This is a genomic window from Mycobacterium sp. 1482292.6, assembly GCF_001672995.1.
Lineage (GTDB): Bacteria > Actinomycetota > Actinomycetes > Mycobacteriales > Mycobacteriaceae > Mycobacterium > Mycobacterium europaeum_A.
Window position 1 is genome coordinate 16442 of record NZ_LZKV01000038.1, and the last position, 16049, is coordinate 32490.

General features: G+C 65.5%; 17 protein-coding genes. 14 read left to right on the plus strand and 3 right to left on the minus strand.

Features of this window, described 5'->3' with window-relative positions; genetic code table 11:
• Positions 1-5: 5 nt before the first annotated feature.
• Positions 6-857: a LysR family transcriptional regulator gene (locus tag A5624_RS02695; RefSeq protein ID WP_066861123.1), complete on the minus strand. Its 852-nt coding sequence runs from the start codon at positions 855-857 to the stop codon at positions 6-8.
• Between the two features lie 146 nt (positions 858-1003).
• On the opposite strand from A5624_RS02695, the gene A5624_RS02700 reads away from it, so the two are divergent.
• The 4 genes from A5624_RS02700 to A5624_RS02715 all read left to right on the plus strand — a co-directional run bounded on the left by A5624_RS02700 (position 1004) and on the right by A5624_RS02715 (position 3893).
• On the plus strand, positions 1004-1951 hold the full coding sequence (locus A5624_RS02700) for a DMT family transporter (protein ID WP_231997829.1): 948 nt from the start codon (positions 1004-1006) through the stop codon (positions 1949-1951).
• An 84-nt stretch (positions 1952-2035) separates the two neighbouring features.
• Positions 2036-2794 carry an esterase gene (locus tag A5624_RS02705; protein WP_066861126.1) on the plus strand — a complete coding sequence of 253 codons (759 nt, stop codon included), beginning with the start codon at positions 2036-2038 and terminating at the stop codon, positions 2792-2794.
• 27 nt (positions 2795-2821) lie between these two features.
• Positions 2822-3259, plus strand: a complete 438-nt coding sequence (locus A5624_RS02710) for an SgcJ/EcaC family oxidoreductase (protein WP_066861129.1) — start codon at positions 2822-2824, stop codon at positions 3257-3259.
• A gap of 43 nt (positions 3260-3302) precedes the next feature.
• Positions 3303-3893 carry an arsinothricin resistance N-acetyltransferase ArsN1 family B gene (locus A5624_RS02715; protein ID WP_066861132.1) on the plus strand — a complete coding sequence of 197 codons (591 nt, stop codon included), beginning with the start codon at positions 3303-3305 and terminating at the stop codon, positions 3891-3893.
• A gap of 88 nt (positions 3894-3981) precedes the next feature.
• Here the strand turns inward: A5624_RS02715 and A5624_RS02720 are convergent, their stop codons facing one another.
• Positions 3982-4734 (minus strand): Mce protein, encoded by a 753-nt coding sequence (locus A5624_RS02720; RefSeq protein ID WP_156748762.1) that lies wholly within the window; start codon positions 4732-4734, stop codon positions 3982-3984.
• On the minus strand, positions 4725-5333 hold the full coding sequence (locus A5624_RS02725; protein ID WP_066861138.1) for a hypothetical protein: 609 nt from the start codon (positions 5331-5333) through the stop codon (positions 4725-4727). The genes A5624_RS02720 and A5624_RS02725 overlap by 10 nt, the downstream gene beginning before the upstream one ends.
• Before the next feature lie 262 nt (positions 5334-5595).
• Here A5624_RS02725 and A5624_RS02730 point away from each other — a divergent pair, with 262 nt between their 5' ends.
• From A5624_RS02730 to A5624_RS02775, 10 genes are read left to right on the plus strand one after another with little or no spacing between them, the layout of a single operon-like run.
• Entirely contained in the window at positions 5596-6459 is an 864-nt protein-coding gene (locus A5624_RS02730) for an ABC transporter permease (RefSeq protein WP_066861140.1), read from the plus strand.
• Between the two features lies 1 nt (position 6460).
• On the plus strand, positions 6461-7318 hold the full coding sequence (locus A5624_RS02735; protein WP_066861142.1) for an ABC transporter permease: 858 nt from the start codon (positions 6461-6463) through the stop codon (positions 7316-7318).
• Positions 7319-8872, plus strand: a complete 1554-nt coding sequence (locus A5624_RS02740) for an MlaD family protein (protein WP_066861145.1) — start codon at positions 7319-7321, stop codon at positions 8870-8872.
• Positions 8869-9948, plus strand: coding sequence for an MlaD family protein (locus tag A5624_RS02745; protein ID WP_066861148.1), 1080 nt, complete (start codon positions 8869-8871; stop codon positions 9946-9948). Before A5624_RS02740 ends, A5624_RS02745 begins: the two co-directional genes overlap by 4 nt.
• A complete protein-coding gene (locus tag A5624_RS02750; protein WP_066861151.1) occupies positions 9941-10987 on the plus strand; it encodes an MCE family protein in 1047 nt (348 codons plus the stop codon). The genes A5624_RS02745 and A5624_RS02750 overlap by 8 nt, the downstream gene beginning before the upstream one ends.
• Positions 10984-12099, plus strand: coding sequence for an MCE family protein (locus tag A5624_RS02755; RefSeq protein WP_066861154.1), 1116 nt, complete (start codon positions 10984-10986; stop codon positions 12097-12099). The genes A5624_RS02750 and A5624_RS02755 overlap by 4 nt, the downstream gene beginning before the upstream one ends.
• Positions 12100-12101: 2 nt before the next feature.
• Entirely contained in the window at positions 12102-13331 is a 1230-nt protein-coding gene (locus A5624_RS02760; RefSeq protein ID WP_066861157.1) for an MlaD family protein, read from the plus strand.
• Positions 13328-14578 (plus strand): MlaD family protein, encoded by a 1251-nt coding sequence (locus A5624_RS02765; protein WP_066861263.1) that lies wholly within the window; start codon positions 13328-13330, stop codon positions 14576-14578. The genes A5624_RS02760 and A5624_RS02765 overlap by 4 nt, the downstream gene beginning before the upstream one ends.
• A 37-nt stretch (positions 14579-14615) precedes the next feature.
• Positions 14616-15212 carry an Mce protein gene (locus tag A5624_RS02770; RefSeq protein WP_066861160.1) on the plus strand — a complete coding sequence of 199 codons (597 nt, stop codon included), beginning with the start codon at positions 14616-14618 and terminating at the stop codon, positions 15210-15212.
• A gap of 12 nt (positions 15213-15224) precedes the next feature.
• The gene (locus A5624_RS02775) at positions 15225-16010 is read left to right on the plus strand and encodes a mannan-binding family protein (RefSeq protein ID WP_066861164.1); all 786 of its coding nucleotides are present in this window, start codon (positions 15225-15227) and stop codon (positions 16008-16010) included.
• Positions 16011-16049: the final 39 nt, after the last annotated feature.

Here is a 16049-nt window from a genome sequence, read left to right on the forward strand (position 1 = left end):
CCGAATCAGGTTGCGGCGGCCAGCAAGTCGCGCACCGCATCGTCGACCGTCCCCAGCAAGTCGGGGTCGATGCCGTGACGGCCGCGCACCAGTATCGAGGCGTTGTTGGCGGGCGGCAGCCCCTCGGCAGGACTGAGCCCGTCGGGGAACTTGCCGATCATCGGCAGCAGTGCCACACCGAGCCCCGATCGCACCGCCGCGTAGAGGCCGGACAAATCACCGCACTCGGCGGCGATCTCGTACTCGATATGGTGGCCTTCCAGAATCGCGAAGGCCGGCTCACGCAATGTGCACGGCTCGGCGAAAATCACCAGCGGCAGCGGCTCTCGCGGTGAGAGCGTCAGTGTGCGCGCGGAAACCCATTGCAACTGAACAACTCCCGACGCGTTAGCGCGATCCAGACCCGCCCCGTCGAGCATGATGGCCAGATCGACCAAACCGCGGTCGATCGAATCGGCCAGCGACACGTTGCGGTCGAGCCGGAAGCGCACCCGCAGGTCGGGGAGTCGCTCGCGCAACACCCGGGACAGGCCGGCAAGCATCACATCGGCGCCGTGTTCGGTGGCGCCGATGGTCAGGACCTTGTGTTCGGTCGCACCCAGGTCATCGAGCGCGTTGTCGTGCGCCGCCAAGATCGTGCGCGCATGGCGTAGTGCCTTCTGCCCGACCTCGGTGAAGGCGACCCCCCGTCCCGAGCGTTGCACTATCGGTTCACCGACCACCGCTTCGATGCGGCGCAGATGCTGGCTGACCGCGGACTGGCTCAGGTGCAGGGCGGCGGCGGCACGGTGGAAACCGCCGCAGTCGGCGACGGCGACGAGGCTGCGCAGCGGCGCGATATCGAGCACCTGGGGCATAGCCGCACTGTAATCCGATCAATCAAACTAATCAATAATCGGCAACCAAGTCGCGAATAAGCATGCCCTGCCGGGGGAGCGATAAGGTCTCGCGATCAATCGTGATCGCCAATAATCGTTGGACTGCGTCGGTCGTTCAAGCCAACATGGGTGGCATGCCTCTGCCCCGCATGCCAGTCACCACCGCCACGGCGGTGACCTTCTTCTACGCCCTCGGATACCCGATCGGCACCCTGGCCGTAACCGCCATGACGCCGATGGCCGCGCTGGTGCTGCGATTCAGTTTGGCCGCGACGATCCTGGCGATCTGGTCGATCGTGGCCAGGGCCGGCTGGCCGCGCGGAGCGCAGTTCGGCCACGTCCTGGTCACGGGTCTGCTGATCCAGGGCGTGCAGTTCTGCTGTTTGTACGAGGCCGTTCAGCTCGGGGCGCCGGCGGTGCTTTGTGCGGTGGTGATTGCGATGAATCCGGTGGCCACCGCGATCCTGGCGACGACGTTCCTGCGGGAGCCGCTCGGCGTCCTGCGAGTGGTTGCGCTGGCGCTCGGCGTCGTCGCGGTGCTGGCCGCCTGTTCCCGAAGGCTGATGAGCACCCACGGCGTCGATCCGGTCATCGTGTTGCTTGTCGTGGGACTGCTTGGACTTTCGGCGGGCGGCGTGTATCAGCAGCGGTTCTGCACCGGCGTCGACTTCCGGGTGATGAGTGCCATGCAGAATGCCGTCGGGTTGATACCCGCCGCGGCGTTCGCGATCGTCACGCCGTTCACCGTCCACGACGGCGTCAAGGCGGTGATCGCGGTCAGCGGCATGGTCCTGCTGAACGCCACGCTCGCGGTGAGCCTCTACGTGCGGGCCATCAATACCCACGGTGCAACGGCGGTGGCGATGCTGTTCGCCGTCATTCCCGCCGTGGCCGGAGTGTTGTCGTGGATGATCCTGGATCAACGTCCCGATGCGGGGATCGCGGTCGGCCTGGTGCTGGGAGGGCTCGCGTGCTGGATCAACACCCGGGCATCCGGCCGGCGCCGACCAGCGAGGGTGGGCGCGCCCACCGCGAGGCTGCCGCAGGGCGAGTTGCAGGACGCGCCGCGCTGAGGCAGCGAGCGCGCGCCTTGGGCGCAGCGGCATTGCCGATAGCTCGTCGACCGTCCGTTCATCCGATGTTGCCCGTCTGTGACAATGCACCCTGCGGGTTATGCAACGGAGGCATGGGTGAACTTTGGCAGGGGGCGTCGTCCAGGATCACGGTGGGTCGCGGCGGTGGTGGCAGCCTTTGCATCGGCAGCCGCGTTCACGTGCCCTGCCGTTGCCCACGCGGACGCGCAACTGTGCGACCCGGCGAGCGTCGACACCAATCAAATGTGCCACTTCGACGCCTCGGCTCCACTGTCGGACATCAGCATGGTGTTTCCGGCCAACTATCCCGACGAGCAGACGATGATCGGCTATCTGACCAAGGTCAACGACGACTTCGGCAGCGCGCGCGGACCGGTGAACGCGCTGAAATCGCCGACAGCGCTGAAGGTTACCGGTACCCGGTACAGTTCGGGTCCCCCGGCCTCCGGCACCCAGTCGGTTGTCACCGAGATCTATCAGAATCTCGGCGCCGCCCACCCGTTGGTGTGGTACAGATCCTTCAACTTCAACCTGGCCAACCAACAACCGATCACCTTCGATGCGTTGTTCCGGCCGGGAAGTCAACCGCTGCAAACGATCTTGCCGGTCGTGCAGAAGACCCTGGCCGACCGGTATCGGGCGAAGGTGTCGATTCCGCCGGCCACCGGGCTCCAGCCGACCAACTACCAGAGTTTCGCGATCACCAATGACGCGATCGTGTTCTTCTTCGATCAGAACGCGCTGCAGCCGGCGATGGAAGCGACGCAAGTGTCGGTGCCGCGCAATGCGATCGCGTCGATGATCAGTCCCGAGATCGCGTAGCCGGATAACCCACCCGCGGGAGGCGTCATGACAGCCGGCGACCAGCAGGCCGACGAGCAAGCCATTCGGGCGCTCATCGATCGACAGGTAATTGCCTGGGCCGCAGGCGATCCCGCGGGCTACGCGAGCGTGTTCACCACCGACGCCGACTACATCACCTTTCTGGGCGGCCGTCACGTCGGACGCGATGCCATCGCGGCATCGTATGTTCCGCTCTTCAGGAAGCTGCTCAACCGAACACAGCTGCGAGTAGACATCGTCGGGGTCCGATTTCTCACACCCGACGTTGCGCTGATCCACGCGAACGCGTCGGTGGTCAGAGCGGGACGACGGCGCAGTCGCCGCAACGCCCGCGTGAACACCAGCGTGGCCGTACGGGCGGACGGTCGCTGGCAACTCGTCGCCTCGCAGAACACCGCACACCGGTGGATCGCCGAAAAGCTCATGGCTAAATTCTTTTCCTGAAGCATCGCCGCCCGACTAGCGTTGTGTGGTCATGAGGGTGCGAATGGCCACGGCGGCCGACGCGAACGCGGTCGCGGAGATCTATCTGCCCTACGTGCGCGACACGGCGATCTCCTTCGAGGCGACGCCCCCAGGCGCCGACGAGATGCGCTCCCGGATGACGAGGACGCTCGCGCGGCTGCCCTGGCTGGTCGTGGCCGACGGTGATCGAGTCAAGGGGTTCGCCTACGCGAGTCCGCACCGCGCGCGTGAGGCATACCGCTGGTCGGTCGACGTCTCGTTGTACCTGGACGCATCGATTCACCGCCGAGGCCACGGCCGCCGGCTTTACGTAGCGCTATTCAATGTGCTTGTCGCGCAAGGCTATGTCAACGCGTATGCGGGCATTGCGTTACCCAACTCCGCCAGCGTCGGCTTGCACGAAGCGCTGGGTTTCACCCCGGTTGGCACCTTCCGCAGCGTCGGTTTCAAACACGAAACGTGGTGGGACGTCGGCTGGTGGCATCGCCGGCTGGTCGAACCGCCCCCCGCACCGCCGGAGCCGATGGCCTGGTTCCAACTGCCCGATCACGCCCTCGACACCGCCCTCGCCGCACCCACGGACAGCGGTTTCACCGGAGGATGCGCTCGATGACCCCGCTGCTGTGGGACCAGCACACGTGTCCACCGCTCAAGGCGGTCGCCGACCACCACGGCCTCGAGTCGACTCTAGGGCAACAGCTTCAAGGCAGATCGACCTTGCTGGCCAGCCAGCGGCCGTCCACCTTCTCCATGGTCACCTTGACGCGGCTGCGATCCAGCTGAGGGGCCGGGGCGGCCCCATTGCTCACCGACTGGTCGACGAACAGCACCACGTCCACCTTGTCTTCGGTGGCGGACTGGACCGCGGCCTCGATCACACTCCCATGCGCCGCCGCCTTGTTGTCGATGAGCGTCTGGCGCAGCTGGGCGCTGGATTTGGTGTACATGTCCTTGAATTCACCGGTCGACCCGTCGAGGACGTCGGTGAAGTTCTTGTCGATTGCATTGGTGTCCACACTGGTGAGCGTGAGAACGTACTTCTTGGCCGCAGCCAGTGCCTGGGCGGCCGCGACCTCCCGCTGGTGGTGCTGAAACAACAGCCAGCTTTCATAACCCGAACCCGCGATCAAGACGGCCAGCACGGCCGCGGCGGTCCAGCGAACGGCGTTGAACCGGCGAGGCTTTCGGGCATCCGGGCGCACCTCGTCCGCGAGCTCCTGGTTGTCGCCCGCCGTGTCGGGCTCGGCGGTCTCCTCGGCGTCGTCGCTCGTGTCGGGTGATACGTCGGCCGGCGTCACATCGCCGCCGGACTCGTCGGCATCGGCGCCCGTGGGCGCCGGTGGATGCGTCGCGTCATTGCCGATATCCGCCACGGCGAGGCGAAAGCGGCTTACCAACCACGTTCCCGGGTTGCCGACTGGTCGTAGTGCTGGGCGGTGATTCATCAGTTGCACGCGCCGGAGTCGCGAAGCGCGTTCGCCCAGCCGGTGGCCGAGACGATGTTCGCGTGGGTGACTCCTGACGGATCCTTTCTCTTGATGCTGTCGCTGATGCGCGACAGTTGAAATGCCAAGTGCGTCATCGATTCACCGCCGTAAACCGGCGAGTACGGTCCGAAGTTGTCGGGCTGGTTGGTAATGATCAGTGGCTTGACTCGAGGCGCCAGGAACGCCGTCGACTGGTCGATGTTGGCGACCACGGCGCGGGCGTATCCCTGCACGCCGCCGACCGAGTAATCGTCATGCCGGTCGCCGAGGTAGCGGTTGAAGTCGTTGATCTGGTCCATCAGCGGTTCGAACTGCGCCTTGAACCACTGGCACGAGTCCGACATTCCGCCGATCATCTCCGGTGTCACCCGTGCGGTGAACGTGTTGTACGGCCAGATGTCGAAGTTCGGCGACCATTCACTGGGCGCGGGCGTGAAAACCGGCAATGGCGGCGGGGGCTGGCCGGCATCGGCGGCGGCATATCCGGACAGCGAGATGGCAACGGCCAGTGCTGGACCGGCGCACGATAGGCCGCCACCTGCTCGTCGCAACCTCGTCAGATTCATCCGCTCTTCCCCAGGAATACGATATCCCGCGGTCACCGAATACCGAACCACTATCTCATTGCCAAACGATCATTAACATCAGCGCCATGGTAGGGGATCTTCTCGCGAAGCCCGCGATGCGTCAAGGGGCCATTACCAGGCGAAGCAGCGGGATGACCACGGGTCACCGTGGGAGAACGCGTCCCGACGTGGCGGCGAAGGCGACGCAGTCGACGGAGTCGGATCTTTCGCAGAAGCCGAGCAGCGGTTAACATAGCCGCCCGTGGGGGCACAGCGACCGTTCACCGATGACCGAGCGTCCGAGGGCGTGGCCACTATCCAGGAGTGGTCCGCGGGGTACGTTGTGCGGCACCCCCTGGCCTCACTCAACACCCTCGGCGAGCAGTACATCCTCGCGCTGCGCACCATCGAGTACTGCATGGTCGACCTGTTCACCGGGCGCTTCCAATGGGCCGAGTTCATCCGCCAGGGCGCGTTCATGGCCGCCACGGCGGTGCTGCCGACGGTGCTGGTGGCGCTGCCGATCGGGGTGACCCTGTCCATCCAGTTCGCCCTGCTGGCCAACCAGGTCGGGGCGACGTCACTCGCCGGAGCGGCCAGTGGGCTCGCGGTGATTCGCCAGGCCGCCTCGCTGGTGGCCGCGGTCCTCATGGCGTCCGCCGTCGGGTCCGCGATCACCGCCGATCTCGGTTCCCGCACCATGCGCGAGGAGACCGACGCCATGGAGGTGATGGGTGTTTCGGTTATTCGCCGCCTGGTGGTGCCGCGCTTCGCCGCGGCCATCATGGTCGGCGTTGCCCTGACCGGAATCACTTGCTTCGTCGGGTTTTTGGCCAGCTACCTGTTCAACGTCTACTTCCAGCGCGGCGCGCCCGGGAGCTTCGTGGCGACCTTCTCGTCGTTCGCCACCACCGAGGACATGGTCGTAGCGTTGCTCAAAGCCGTCATCTACGGCGCCATCGTGGCGGTAATCGCCTGTCAGAAAGGGCTTTTCACCAAGGGCGGTCCGGCGGGCGTCGCGAATTCGGTCAACGCCGCCGTGGTGGAATCGATTCTGGTGCTGATGATCGTCAACGTCGGGATCAGCGAGCTGTACAACGCGTTGTATCCCAGGACCGGGTTGTGACATGACGGCGTCCGCCTATGTCCCCACCTTGGCCCGCCCCTTTGTCGGCGCCTACCGGGCCGCGGCCGCCCCGACAATGCGGCTGGGGCACATGCTGGTGTTCTTCGTGCGGGCCGTGCTCGCCGTGCCGTCCGTGCTGCGGCAGTACCGCACGGAATTCCTGCAACTGCTGTCCAACATCGCCTGGGGCAACGGCTCGATCGTGGTCGGCGGCGGCACGGCTGGCGTCGCGGTGGTGCTCGGCTTCACCGCTGGCGCTCTGGTCGCCGTGGAGGGATACAACTTCCTCAATCTGCTCGGCTTGGGCCCCGCGACCGGCATCATCTCATCGCTGGTCAACACCCGCGAGCTGGCGCCGATCATGGCTTCGCTGGCCTTCGCGATGCAGGCTGGCTGCCGCTTCACCGCGCAGCTGGGTGCCATGCGCATCGCCGAAGAGATCGATGCCCTGGAATCGTTGGCCATCCGCCCCATCCCGTTCCTGGTCACGACGCGGCTGATGGCCTCTGTCATCGCGGTCATCCCGCTTTACATCGCGTGCCTGGCGGTGACGTACCTGACGTGTCAGGTGGTCGCCGAGGTGATCAGCGGTGGCTCCATCGGTCCGTACCTGCACTACTTCACGATGATGCTGAATGCCAAGGACATTGCCTATTCCGTGCTCAAATGCGTTGTCTTCGTGTGGCTGTCCTCCACCGTGCAGTGCTACTACGGCTTCTATGCCGCGGGCGGGCCCGAGGGCGTGGGAGTGGCCGCCGGGCACGCCATGCGGGCCAGCATCACCGTCGTGATCATGGTCAACATGTTGCTCACCATGGCGCTGTGGAGCATCGACGCCGGCGCGAGATTCGGTGGCTGAATGCCGAATTCGCTAGATTTCGACGGCCGGGGACCCTCCGATCACCAGCTGCTGGCCATGGGCGCCACGGTGCTGCTGATCGCGGGACTCATCACGGGCGCCCTCTTGTTGAAATCCACCGGAAAACTCAATGACTACGTCCGCGTGGTCGCCGAGCTGACGAACGTGGGCGACGGCCTGCCCGCCCGCTCGGACGTGAAGTATCACGGGCTGCTCGTCGGCGCCGTCGACAACGTCGTCCCGGCGGCATACGGCAAACCCAACTATGTGCAGATCAACCTCAAACCCGAATACGCCAAGGACATTCCGGGCGCGGTGACCGCGCGCGTGGTGCCCAGCAATGTGTTCGCGGTGTCGTCGGTGCAACTCGTCGACGGCGGACCAGGTTCGAGCATCCGCAGCGGGGCGCGGATCCCCGAAGACCAGCAGCTTTCGACGGTGATCTTCCAGACGACGATCAGCAAGCTGCGTGACATCCTCGCCGCAACCGGCCGGGGCCGCGAGGACCACAGCGTGGGACTTCTGGCCGCCGTGGCGGCCGCCACCAACAACCGCCGGAGTGCGCTACTCACCGCCGGCGCGCAATTGACTCGCGTGCTCGACGAGCTCAACTCCATCGTCGCCACCGATCCCGGGCCGACCACGGTCTCCGCGCTGTTGGATGCCACCCGGGGTCTGCAGTCCACGGCACCCGAGCTTGTCGATGTGCTGCATGATGCGGTCAAACCGATGCAGACGCTGGCCGAAAAGCGGGAGCAATTTCGCTCGCTGGTCACCGGTTCACATCACACCATCGGGGTCAACCGCCAAGCGTTCGACAACCACACCGATCAGCTGATCGAGATGACACAGAACCTCACACCGGTCCTGGGCGTATTCGCCTTGCACAGCGACAAGTTCGTGCCCATCTTCACTCGATTGAACCGGTTGTCCGACAAGTTCTTCGAAGAGGTATGGGATCCCGAACTCGACACCGGAAACATGCGGGTCAATCTGGCGCTGACACCGAGCTACACCTACACCCGCGCCGACTGCCCGCGGTACGGCCAGTTGCTGGGGCCCAGCTGTTATACCGCCCCGACCATCGCGGTCCGGCCCGACCTGCCCGAGGTTCTGCTACCGCAGAACTATCACCCGCCAGCGGATCTGGCGCCGCCCCCGGGCACCCAGGTTGGGCCCGACGGCAACCTCGTTCCGGTCGGACCGCCCCCGTACAACCCGAACCCCAGCCTGCAAGACCCCAACCCGCCCTTACCGTGGTGGCCGTGGCCCATCGGTCCGGCGCCCCGGGTCCCGGGAACCGCCGATCCCGATGACGCGCCGCCGCCTCCGCCGGGGCCGAACCCCGGCCCACCCGGCGCGGTCGCGCCGTCGGGATTCGGCGGCAACGTCGGACCCGTTGGCAGCCAACACGAACGCGACCAGCTGGGCTTGATCACCGGGCAGGGACGCTCGGCGTCGGTGGCGACCCAACTGCTGCTCGGCCCGGTGGCGCGCGGTACGTCCGTCTCGTTGAAACCCGCGCAACCACAACCGGTAGGCGGGCCGAAGTGAAGGTACGGGGGCCGTTGATCGGGCTGTCGATCTTCATGGCGATCGCCATCGCCGTGACGTGGATGGTGTACGCCACCCTCCGGCGTGACGTGGCCGGTCCGACCACGCCGTACGCGGCGATGTTCACCGACGTCTACGGATTGCGCATCGGTGACGACGTCCGAATGGCCGGCGTGCGTGTCGGGCGCGTCGAAAACATCGAGCTCACCGGCAAACTGGCGAAGGTCTCGTTCATCGTCGAAAACGATCAGCATCTCTACGAGAACACCGTGGCATCGGTGACCTACCAGAACATCATCGGCCAGCGGTACCTGGGCCTGTCGCTGGGCGAGATCGGCAACAGGGCAACACTTTCCGCAGGAAGCGTGATACCGGTGCAGCAGACGGACCCCTCGTTTGACGTCGGCAAGCTGCTCAACGGTTTCGAGCCGCTGTTCACCCTGCTCAACGCCAAGGACGCCGACGACCTCACCAAGGGCGTCCTGCAGTCGCTGCAAGGCGATCAGGCATCGATCCCGCTACTGGTGCAGCAGACCTCGACGATCACCCGAACGCTGTCCGCCCGCGATCAATCCCTGGGCGATCTGATCAGCAACCTCACGAAGGTCACCGACACCGTCGCCCGCGAGAACGACGACCTCGACCGTGCACTCGACCAAACCCGCGATGCGGTGGCCAATTTTGACAACCGCCGCGCGGGGCTACAGGACTCGGTGGGTTCGATCGCTCGGGTGACCCGTCGGCTCTCGGCGATCGCCGACGACGTTGACCCGTCGTTGAACGAACTGATCACCCGAGAGCCCGGGTTCAGCAAGCACATGGTCGGCATCGAACCCCAGCTGGCCTTCACCGGAGACAACCTGCCGCTGCTGCTCAAGGGTTTCGCGCGCGCCGTCAGCGAGGGCTCCTACGGCAACGCCTACGCGTGCGACCTGAACGCGACCGGCTTCTTCCCGGGGCTCAACGACATCACGACATTCATCGTCAACGCGGCCACCCCCGGCAACGCCTACCCGATCACCACAAAGAACATGGGGTGGCATACCCCGCGATGCAGGAACATGGCCAATGGCTGACTCGCTCAGGGCCCGGTGGTCGCGGCGTCGTCCGCTCGAGTCATACAACAGGACCTGGCTGGGGCTGGCGGGATTGGCGCTGGTCGCCGTCCTCGTCGCGGTGTCGCTGGGAATCAAGCTGCTCGGCATCGGCTACACCCACTACACCGCCGAATTCCTGCAGGCCGCCACGCTTCGACCCGGCAACCCGATCACCGTCGCCGGCATCGAGGTCGGACACGTCACCAGCATGAAGCTCGACGGCGATCACGTCGAAGCCGGACTGAGCGTGCGCGACAACATCACCCTCGGCAAGAACACCCGCGCGGTGATCAAGGTGATGACCATCCTGGGTTCGCGCTACCTCGAGCTGGTTCCCGACGGCCCGGGCTCGCTGCCGGCCAGGACGATCAGCCTGAGCCACACCGAGGTGCCCTACGACCTGCAGTCACTACTCGAGGACGCCACCACCACGTTCGAGCAGGTCGATTCCGACCAGTTCGCGCAGTCGCTCGCGGTGCTGGGCAAGCAGCTTGGCGGCGTACCGCCACTGATACCGCAGGCCGTCGCGAATCTGCAGACCCTGTCGACCATCACCGCGGACCGTCGGGGCCAACTCGGCACGCTACTGAAAAGCACTCAGCGAGTAGTCAATACCCTGCGGCGCCAGCAGACCAACATCGGCCATCTGATGGATCAGGGCCAGGATCTGCTTGGGCACCTGGTGGCCCGGGAGGCCACCTTTCACGCCATGTTCGCCGGACTGACGGACCTCGTCGACCAGCTCGACAAGATCGTCGTCAACAACCGGCCGCTGCTCGACGAGCTGTTCGCAAACCTGCACCAGCTGACGAACATGGTCGGCCAGCACGACGACTTGCTGCGAAACCTGTTGCAAGTCGCCCCCGTGGCCCTGCGCGGTCTGACCAACGCGACCGGCTATGGGCCGGTCGTCGAGTTCAACCTTCCCAATGGTCTCGCCATCGATTCATGGATGTGTGCCATCAGCGGTCGCGCCAAAGAGTTCAAGATGATCCAGTACTTCAAGGACTGCAAATGACCACCGGCAGGCGCAAACTCATCGCCGTAAGTGTCGCGGTCGCGGCGCTGGCCGCCATCGCCGTAGGGCTGGTCGGCCACTACGTGAAGTCGCGCCTGGACACCATGACGGTGATCGCGCAATTCGACAGCGCCGCTGGGCTTTACGAGGGGAACGTGGTGGCGGTGCTGGGCATGCCGGTGGGTAAGGTCAGCAAGGTCACGTCCAAGGGCAGCTACGTCGAGGCCGAGTTGACGGTGGACAAGAAGGTCAAGATCCCGGCGGCCGCCCGCGCCGTCACCATCACGACCTCCATCCTCACCGACCGGCAGGTGGAACTCACTCCGCCCTACCGAGGCGGCCCGGTGCTGAAGAACCACGACACGATCGGACTCACCCGAACCAAGACGCCGGTGGCTTTCGACCGCGTGCTGGACATGCTCGACAAGGTGTCCAAATCGCTGAAGGGCGACGGAAGGGGTGGGGGCCCCGTCGCCGACCTCAGTGACTCCGCGGTCGCCATCACCGACGGCAACGGCAAGAAGATCCTGTCCGCTCTCGACCAACTCTCCAACGCCCTGCGGCTCAGCTCCGAGCGGGGCGGGACCACCCGCGAGCAGTTGACCACGATTATCACCGACCTCAGCTCGATCACCGAGGCCGCCGCCCGCAACGACACCAAAGTGCGTCAATTCGGCTCGACCACACGCCAACTCAGCCAGATGCTCGCCGACGAGAAGTTCGGCACCGGCGCCACCGGACGGACCATCAACCGCATCCTCGAGGAAGTCACCACGCTGATCGAGCAGAACCGGGACAACCTCAAGCAGGCGGTCCGCAACGGCGACACCGTCGCCAAGACGATCGTCGAGGACCAGCGCGGAGTGTCCGAGATGCTCGACGTGCTCCCGATGACACTGGAAAACCTCTACAACACCGTCGATCGGAACAACGGCGCGATCCGCGTGCACGGGCTGCTGGACAAGGCCCTCACCGACAGCCAGTCCGCCAAGGAGCTCTGCAATCTCATGCACTTGCGTCAACTCGGTTGCAGCACAGGCACACTGCAAGACTACGGACCCGATTTCGGCCTGACCTACATTCTCGACGGCCTCTCGGCGATGGGGCAGTAGCGATGAACGTCGTCAAGCACAAATTGGTAGTGGCGCTCAGCGCAGCCATGGTCAGTTCCGGGTGCGCCACCAACGGGCTATCCAGCCTGCCGCTGCCCGCGCCGGGGATCGGCAATGGCGGATACCTGCTCAACGCGGTCTTCTCCAACGCGCTGAACCTTCCAGCCCATGCGAAAGTCAAACTCGCCGGCGCCGACGTCGGGCAACTCGAATCGATGGTCGCGCGCAACTACACCGCGGTCACCACCCTGCGCATCATGGACGGCGTGCGGGTGCCGGCCGGCAGCACCGCAGAACTGCGATCGGCGACACCGCTCGGCGACGTGTTCGTCGCCATCAAGCCACCGACCCCGATGGATCCCCGCGCGCCGCTGCTGAAAAGCGGCGACACCATCGGGCTGCCTGCGACCCGTGCCGCCGCCACCGTGGAAAGCGTGCTGAGCTCGGCCGCGCTGCTGGTCAACGGCGGCGCGGTCCGCAACTTCACCAACATCGTCAACGGCGCGGGCAAGGCGACCGGTGATCAGGGACGCGCGTTCGGCGACTTGATCAACCGGACCAATCTGCTGTTGAGCAAGCTCAATTCGCGCTCCGAGCAGATCGATGCGGCGGTGACCGAAACGGCCGAACTCGCCGACCGGCTGGATCAGAAGAACCAGGCGCTCTCCGAAATCCTGCAAGCCGTCGGCCCGGCAACCAACGTGTTGTCCAGCAACGCCGACGAAATCGCCGACGTGGTAGACGAACTCGGCGCCACGACCCATCAGCTGTCCAAATTCCCGTCGATCGCGGGCACCGACAAGACGGGCCGCAGCGTAATAAAGGACGCCAACACGATCGCCGCCGCATGGAACGACGTCGTGTTGAGCCCCGATACCAGCCTCGCCGGCCTCAACAGGCTGATTCCGCCGTTCGTGAAAGCCACGCCCAGCGACGCGATTTCGGTGCGCGGCAGCTTCGACCGGCTGGTGATGGGCTCGCGGCCGGGTACCGGGGCGGAGACGGGGGGATTCAAGGGTGATCCCGTGTTCCACGGACCGATGCGCCGCGACTGGAACTACATGATCGGGTCCATCAAATACGTCCTGTGGCGCCTACAGGAACGGGTCGTCGGCCGCGGCCCGCAGACACCGATGGGCCAAAGCCCTTGGACGCCGGTCGGTCCGCCGCTTCCACCGGCACCCGCCGGTCAAGCGCCGCCGGATCCCATGATTCCGGAACCACCGCGGTGATCGACACCCTCGGCCGGTTCATCGTCGCCGCGGTCAAAGCGGGACACCGGCGGCGCGCGTGGCTGTCCGGCCTTGCCCTGGCTCTGACCCTCGTCGTCGGCGTGACCTACCTGGCGATCGGGGCGCTGCGGATCAACCCCTTCGAGTCGACCTACCGGGTCACCATCCGGCTGCCCGAATCCGGTGGGCTGCTGGCCAATCAAGACGTAGCGGTCCGGGGGATCCGGGTCGGGCGCATCCAATCGCTGCGGCCCGTACCCACCGGCGTCGAGGTGATCGCGAATATCAATGCGAATACCAGGATCCCCGCCGCCAGCCCGGTCCGGGTTTCCGGATTGTCCCCTGCGGGCGAGCAGTACATCGATTTCGAGCCCGCATCCAACGCCGGCCCGTTCCTGTCGAACGGCAGCGTGATCGGCCCACAGCGCACGACCACGCCGATTCCGCTGTCGCAAGTGCTCGCCGACGCCGACGGCCTGCTGGCCCAAACCGACCCGAAGAAGCTCGAAACCGTCAAGCGCGAACTGAGTTTGAGCAAGGATGGGCCGCAGAAGCTCACCGACATCATCGACGGCGCCACCTTCCTGCTGTCGACGATGGACCCGGTGCTGCCGCAGACCGTGACCATGCTCAAGACCAGCCGGGTGGTCCTGACGACACTGTCGGACAAGAACGCCGGGTTGGGTGCGACGTCCCGCAATATCGGGGACCTCATGACCGGCGTGAACAAGATGGACGGCGGCTACCGCAGATTCGTCGATCGAACCCCGCACGCCCTGTCCTCGGTGGACAACCTGTTCGACGACAACTCCGACACCATGGTCGGGTTACTGGCCAATCTGGTCACCACCGCGCGGATCGTCTATCTCCGCGTGCCGGCGCTGAACGCGGTCTTCCCCGACTACCGCGGCTCGACACTCGAGGCCCTGATGACGACCATGCACGAGCATGGGCTGTGGGCGACCGCCGACATCTACCCGCGTTACACCTGCGATTACGGCACCCCGCGGCGGCCGTCGTCATCGGCGGACTACCCCGAGCCCTTCCTGTACACCTACTGCCGAGACGACGACCCCCAGGTATTGATCCGGGGCGCCAAGAATGCGCCCCGACCGGGCGGCGACGACACCGCGGGGCCGCCCCCCGGCGCCGACCTCGGCCAGACCGCCGATCCAACACCCAAGGGACGCTTCACCATTCCCACGCCCTACGGCGGACCGACCCTGCCGATCGAACCGCCCCACTAAGCCCACGAGCCCTTCACCACCGCAAGGAGACACCGCCGTGACACTAACCGCCGACCACGACTGCAGTACGAGCGAAGACACCGAGACCCCGCCTGACGACCAGCCGGAAGCCTCCGCGAACGCCGACGGGCAGGACGCGAAAGGCCGCACCTGGCGATGGAAACGTCGGGGCCGCATCGCGGTTGTCGCCGCCGTCTACGCCGGGGCGTTCGTCCTCGCCGGTGGGTTGGGCTGGAAGCTGTGGGACGAGCACGCGGTGGACCAGGCCGGGCAGGCGGCCCAGCGGACCGCGATCGACTACGCCCAGGTGCTCACCAGTATCGACTCCAGCCAGGTCGACCAGAACTTCTCGGCCGTACTCAACGGGGCCACAGGCGATTTCAAGGAGACGTACACCAAAGCCAGCGCCCAGCTTCGGCAACTGCTCATCGACAACAAGGCCGCAGCCCATGGCACCGTCGTGGATTCGGCGATTCAATCGGAGAGCAAAACCAAGGTGGTGGTGTTGTTGATGGTCGACCAAACCGTCAGCAACGCCGTGCGGCCCGACGGTCGGGTTGACCGAAGTCGGATGAAGATGACGATGGAAAACGTCGGCGGCCGCTGGCTGGCCAGCAAAGTCGAACTACCCTAGGGCGTTTCGGTCATGCGGTTGATTCGAGTCTCGGCCGGTGCGGCGCTGGTGGCCGCCGCGGTGTTGAGCGCACCGGCGGCATCGGCCTCGGCGCAGTCGTTTTGCGGCGAGCTCGGCGGCGATTGGGACGGGCAGTACTGCCACACGTCGGTGTTGTCCGAGCGAAAGGCGGTCCGCGACATCAAGATGGCGTTGCCCGGCGACCTGGTCGAGAACCCCACCAGTGGTCCACCCATCCGTGAATACCTGCGGAATTTGATGAACAACTGGCGCACCAAGGGCGCATCAATGGTCCAAGACAGCTGGGGCGAGGAGAACTATCAGGTGTTCACCCATGGGCGCGCGCTCAGCGTGGCCTTCCACGAGGACTACCACGCCGACGGCCCGGCATTCAACAACGCCTATCGCACGTTCACCTTCGACATGGCCGGCGGTAGGCGGTTGCAGCTGGCCGACATCACCAAGCCGGGCCTCGACCCGCTGACCGCAATTCCACCGTTGGCCGAGCCGTCCATCCAGGACGCGCTCGACCATGCCGCATGGCAACACAATCCGGGAACGTATCCGTTCACCCTCGATCGGTGGACACCGGACAAGGTCTTCTCGGGCGGCTACAAAGCCTGGGCGCTCACGCCCGACGAGCTGGTGCTGTACATGCCGGACTACCCGGTGGGACACGACTCGCCTATCCAGTACGGCCAATCGGAGCAATGGTCCATGGACGGAGGGGCCGTCGAGCCACACATTCCGCTCAGCGCACTGAGCTCGGTCCTGCGCCCGGAATTCGGCGGGGCGTAGCGGGGATAGACGTCTGATGACCTCGGGTAGGACGCCGCG

Bases quoted from the DNA above. Each gene is read 5' to 3' on its own strand.
- A5624_RS02695 (WP_066861123.1), bottom strand. From the start codon at position 857: ATGCCCCAGGTGCTCGATATCGCGCCGCTGCGCAGCCTCGTCGCCGTC.
- A5624_RS02710 (WP_066861129.1), top strand. From the start codon at position 2,822: ATGACAGCCGGCGACCAGCAGGCCGACGAGCAAGCCATTCGGGCGCTC.
- A5624_RS02740 (WP_066861145.1), top strand. From the start codon at position 7,319: ATGCCGAATTCGCTAGATTTCGACGGCCGGGGACCCTCCGATCACCAG.
- A5624_RS02735 (WP_066861142.1), top strand. From the start codon at position 6,461: ATGACGGCGTCCGCCTATGTCCCCACCTTGGCCCGCCCCTTTGTCGGC.
- A5624_RS02705 (WP_066861126.1), top strand. From the start codon at position 2,036: ATGCACCCTGCGGGTTATGCAACGGAGGCATGGGTGAACTTTGGCAGG.
- A5624_RS02760 (WP_066861157.1), top strand. From the start codon at position 12,102: ATGAACGTCGTCAAGCACAAATTGGTAGTGGCGCTCAGCGCAGCCATG.
- A5624_RS02775 (WP_066861164.1), top strand. From the start codon at position 15,225: ATGCGGTTGATTCGAGTCTCGGCCGGTGCGGCGCTGGTGGCCGCCGCG.
- A5624_RS02755 (WP_066861154.1), top strand. From the start codon at position 10,984: ATGACCACCGGCAGGCGCAAACTCATCGCCGTAAGTGTCGCGGTCGCG.
- A5624_RS02725 (WP_066861138.1), bottom strand. From the start codon at position 5,333: ATGAATCTGACGAGGTTGCGACGAGCAGGTGGCGGCCTATCGTGCGCC.
- A5624_RS02715 (WP_066861132.1), top strand. From the start codon at position 3,303: ATGGCCACGGCGGCCGACGCGAACGCGGTCGCGGAGATCTATCTGCCC.
- A5624_RS02700 (WP_231997829.1), top strand. From the start codon at position 1,004: ATGGGTGGCATGCCTCTGCCCCGCATGCCAGTCACCACCGCCACGGCG.
- A5624_RS02750 (WP_066861151.1), top strand. From the start codon at position 9,941: ATGGCTGACTCGCTCAGGGCCCGGTGGTCGCGGCGTCGTCCGCTCGAG.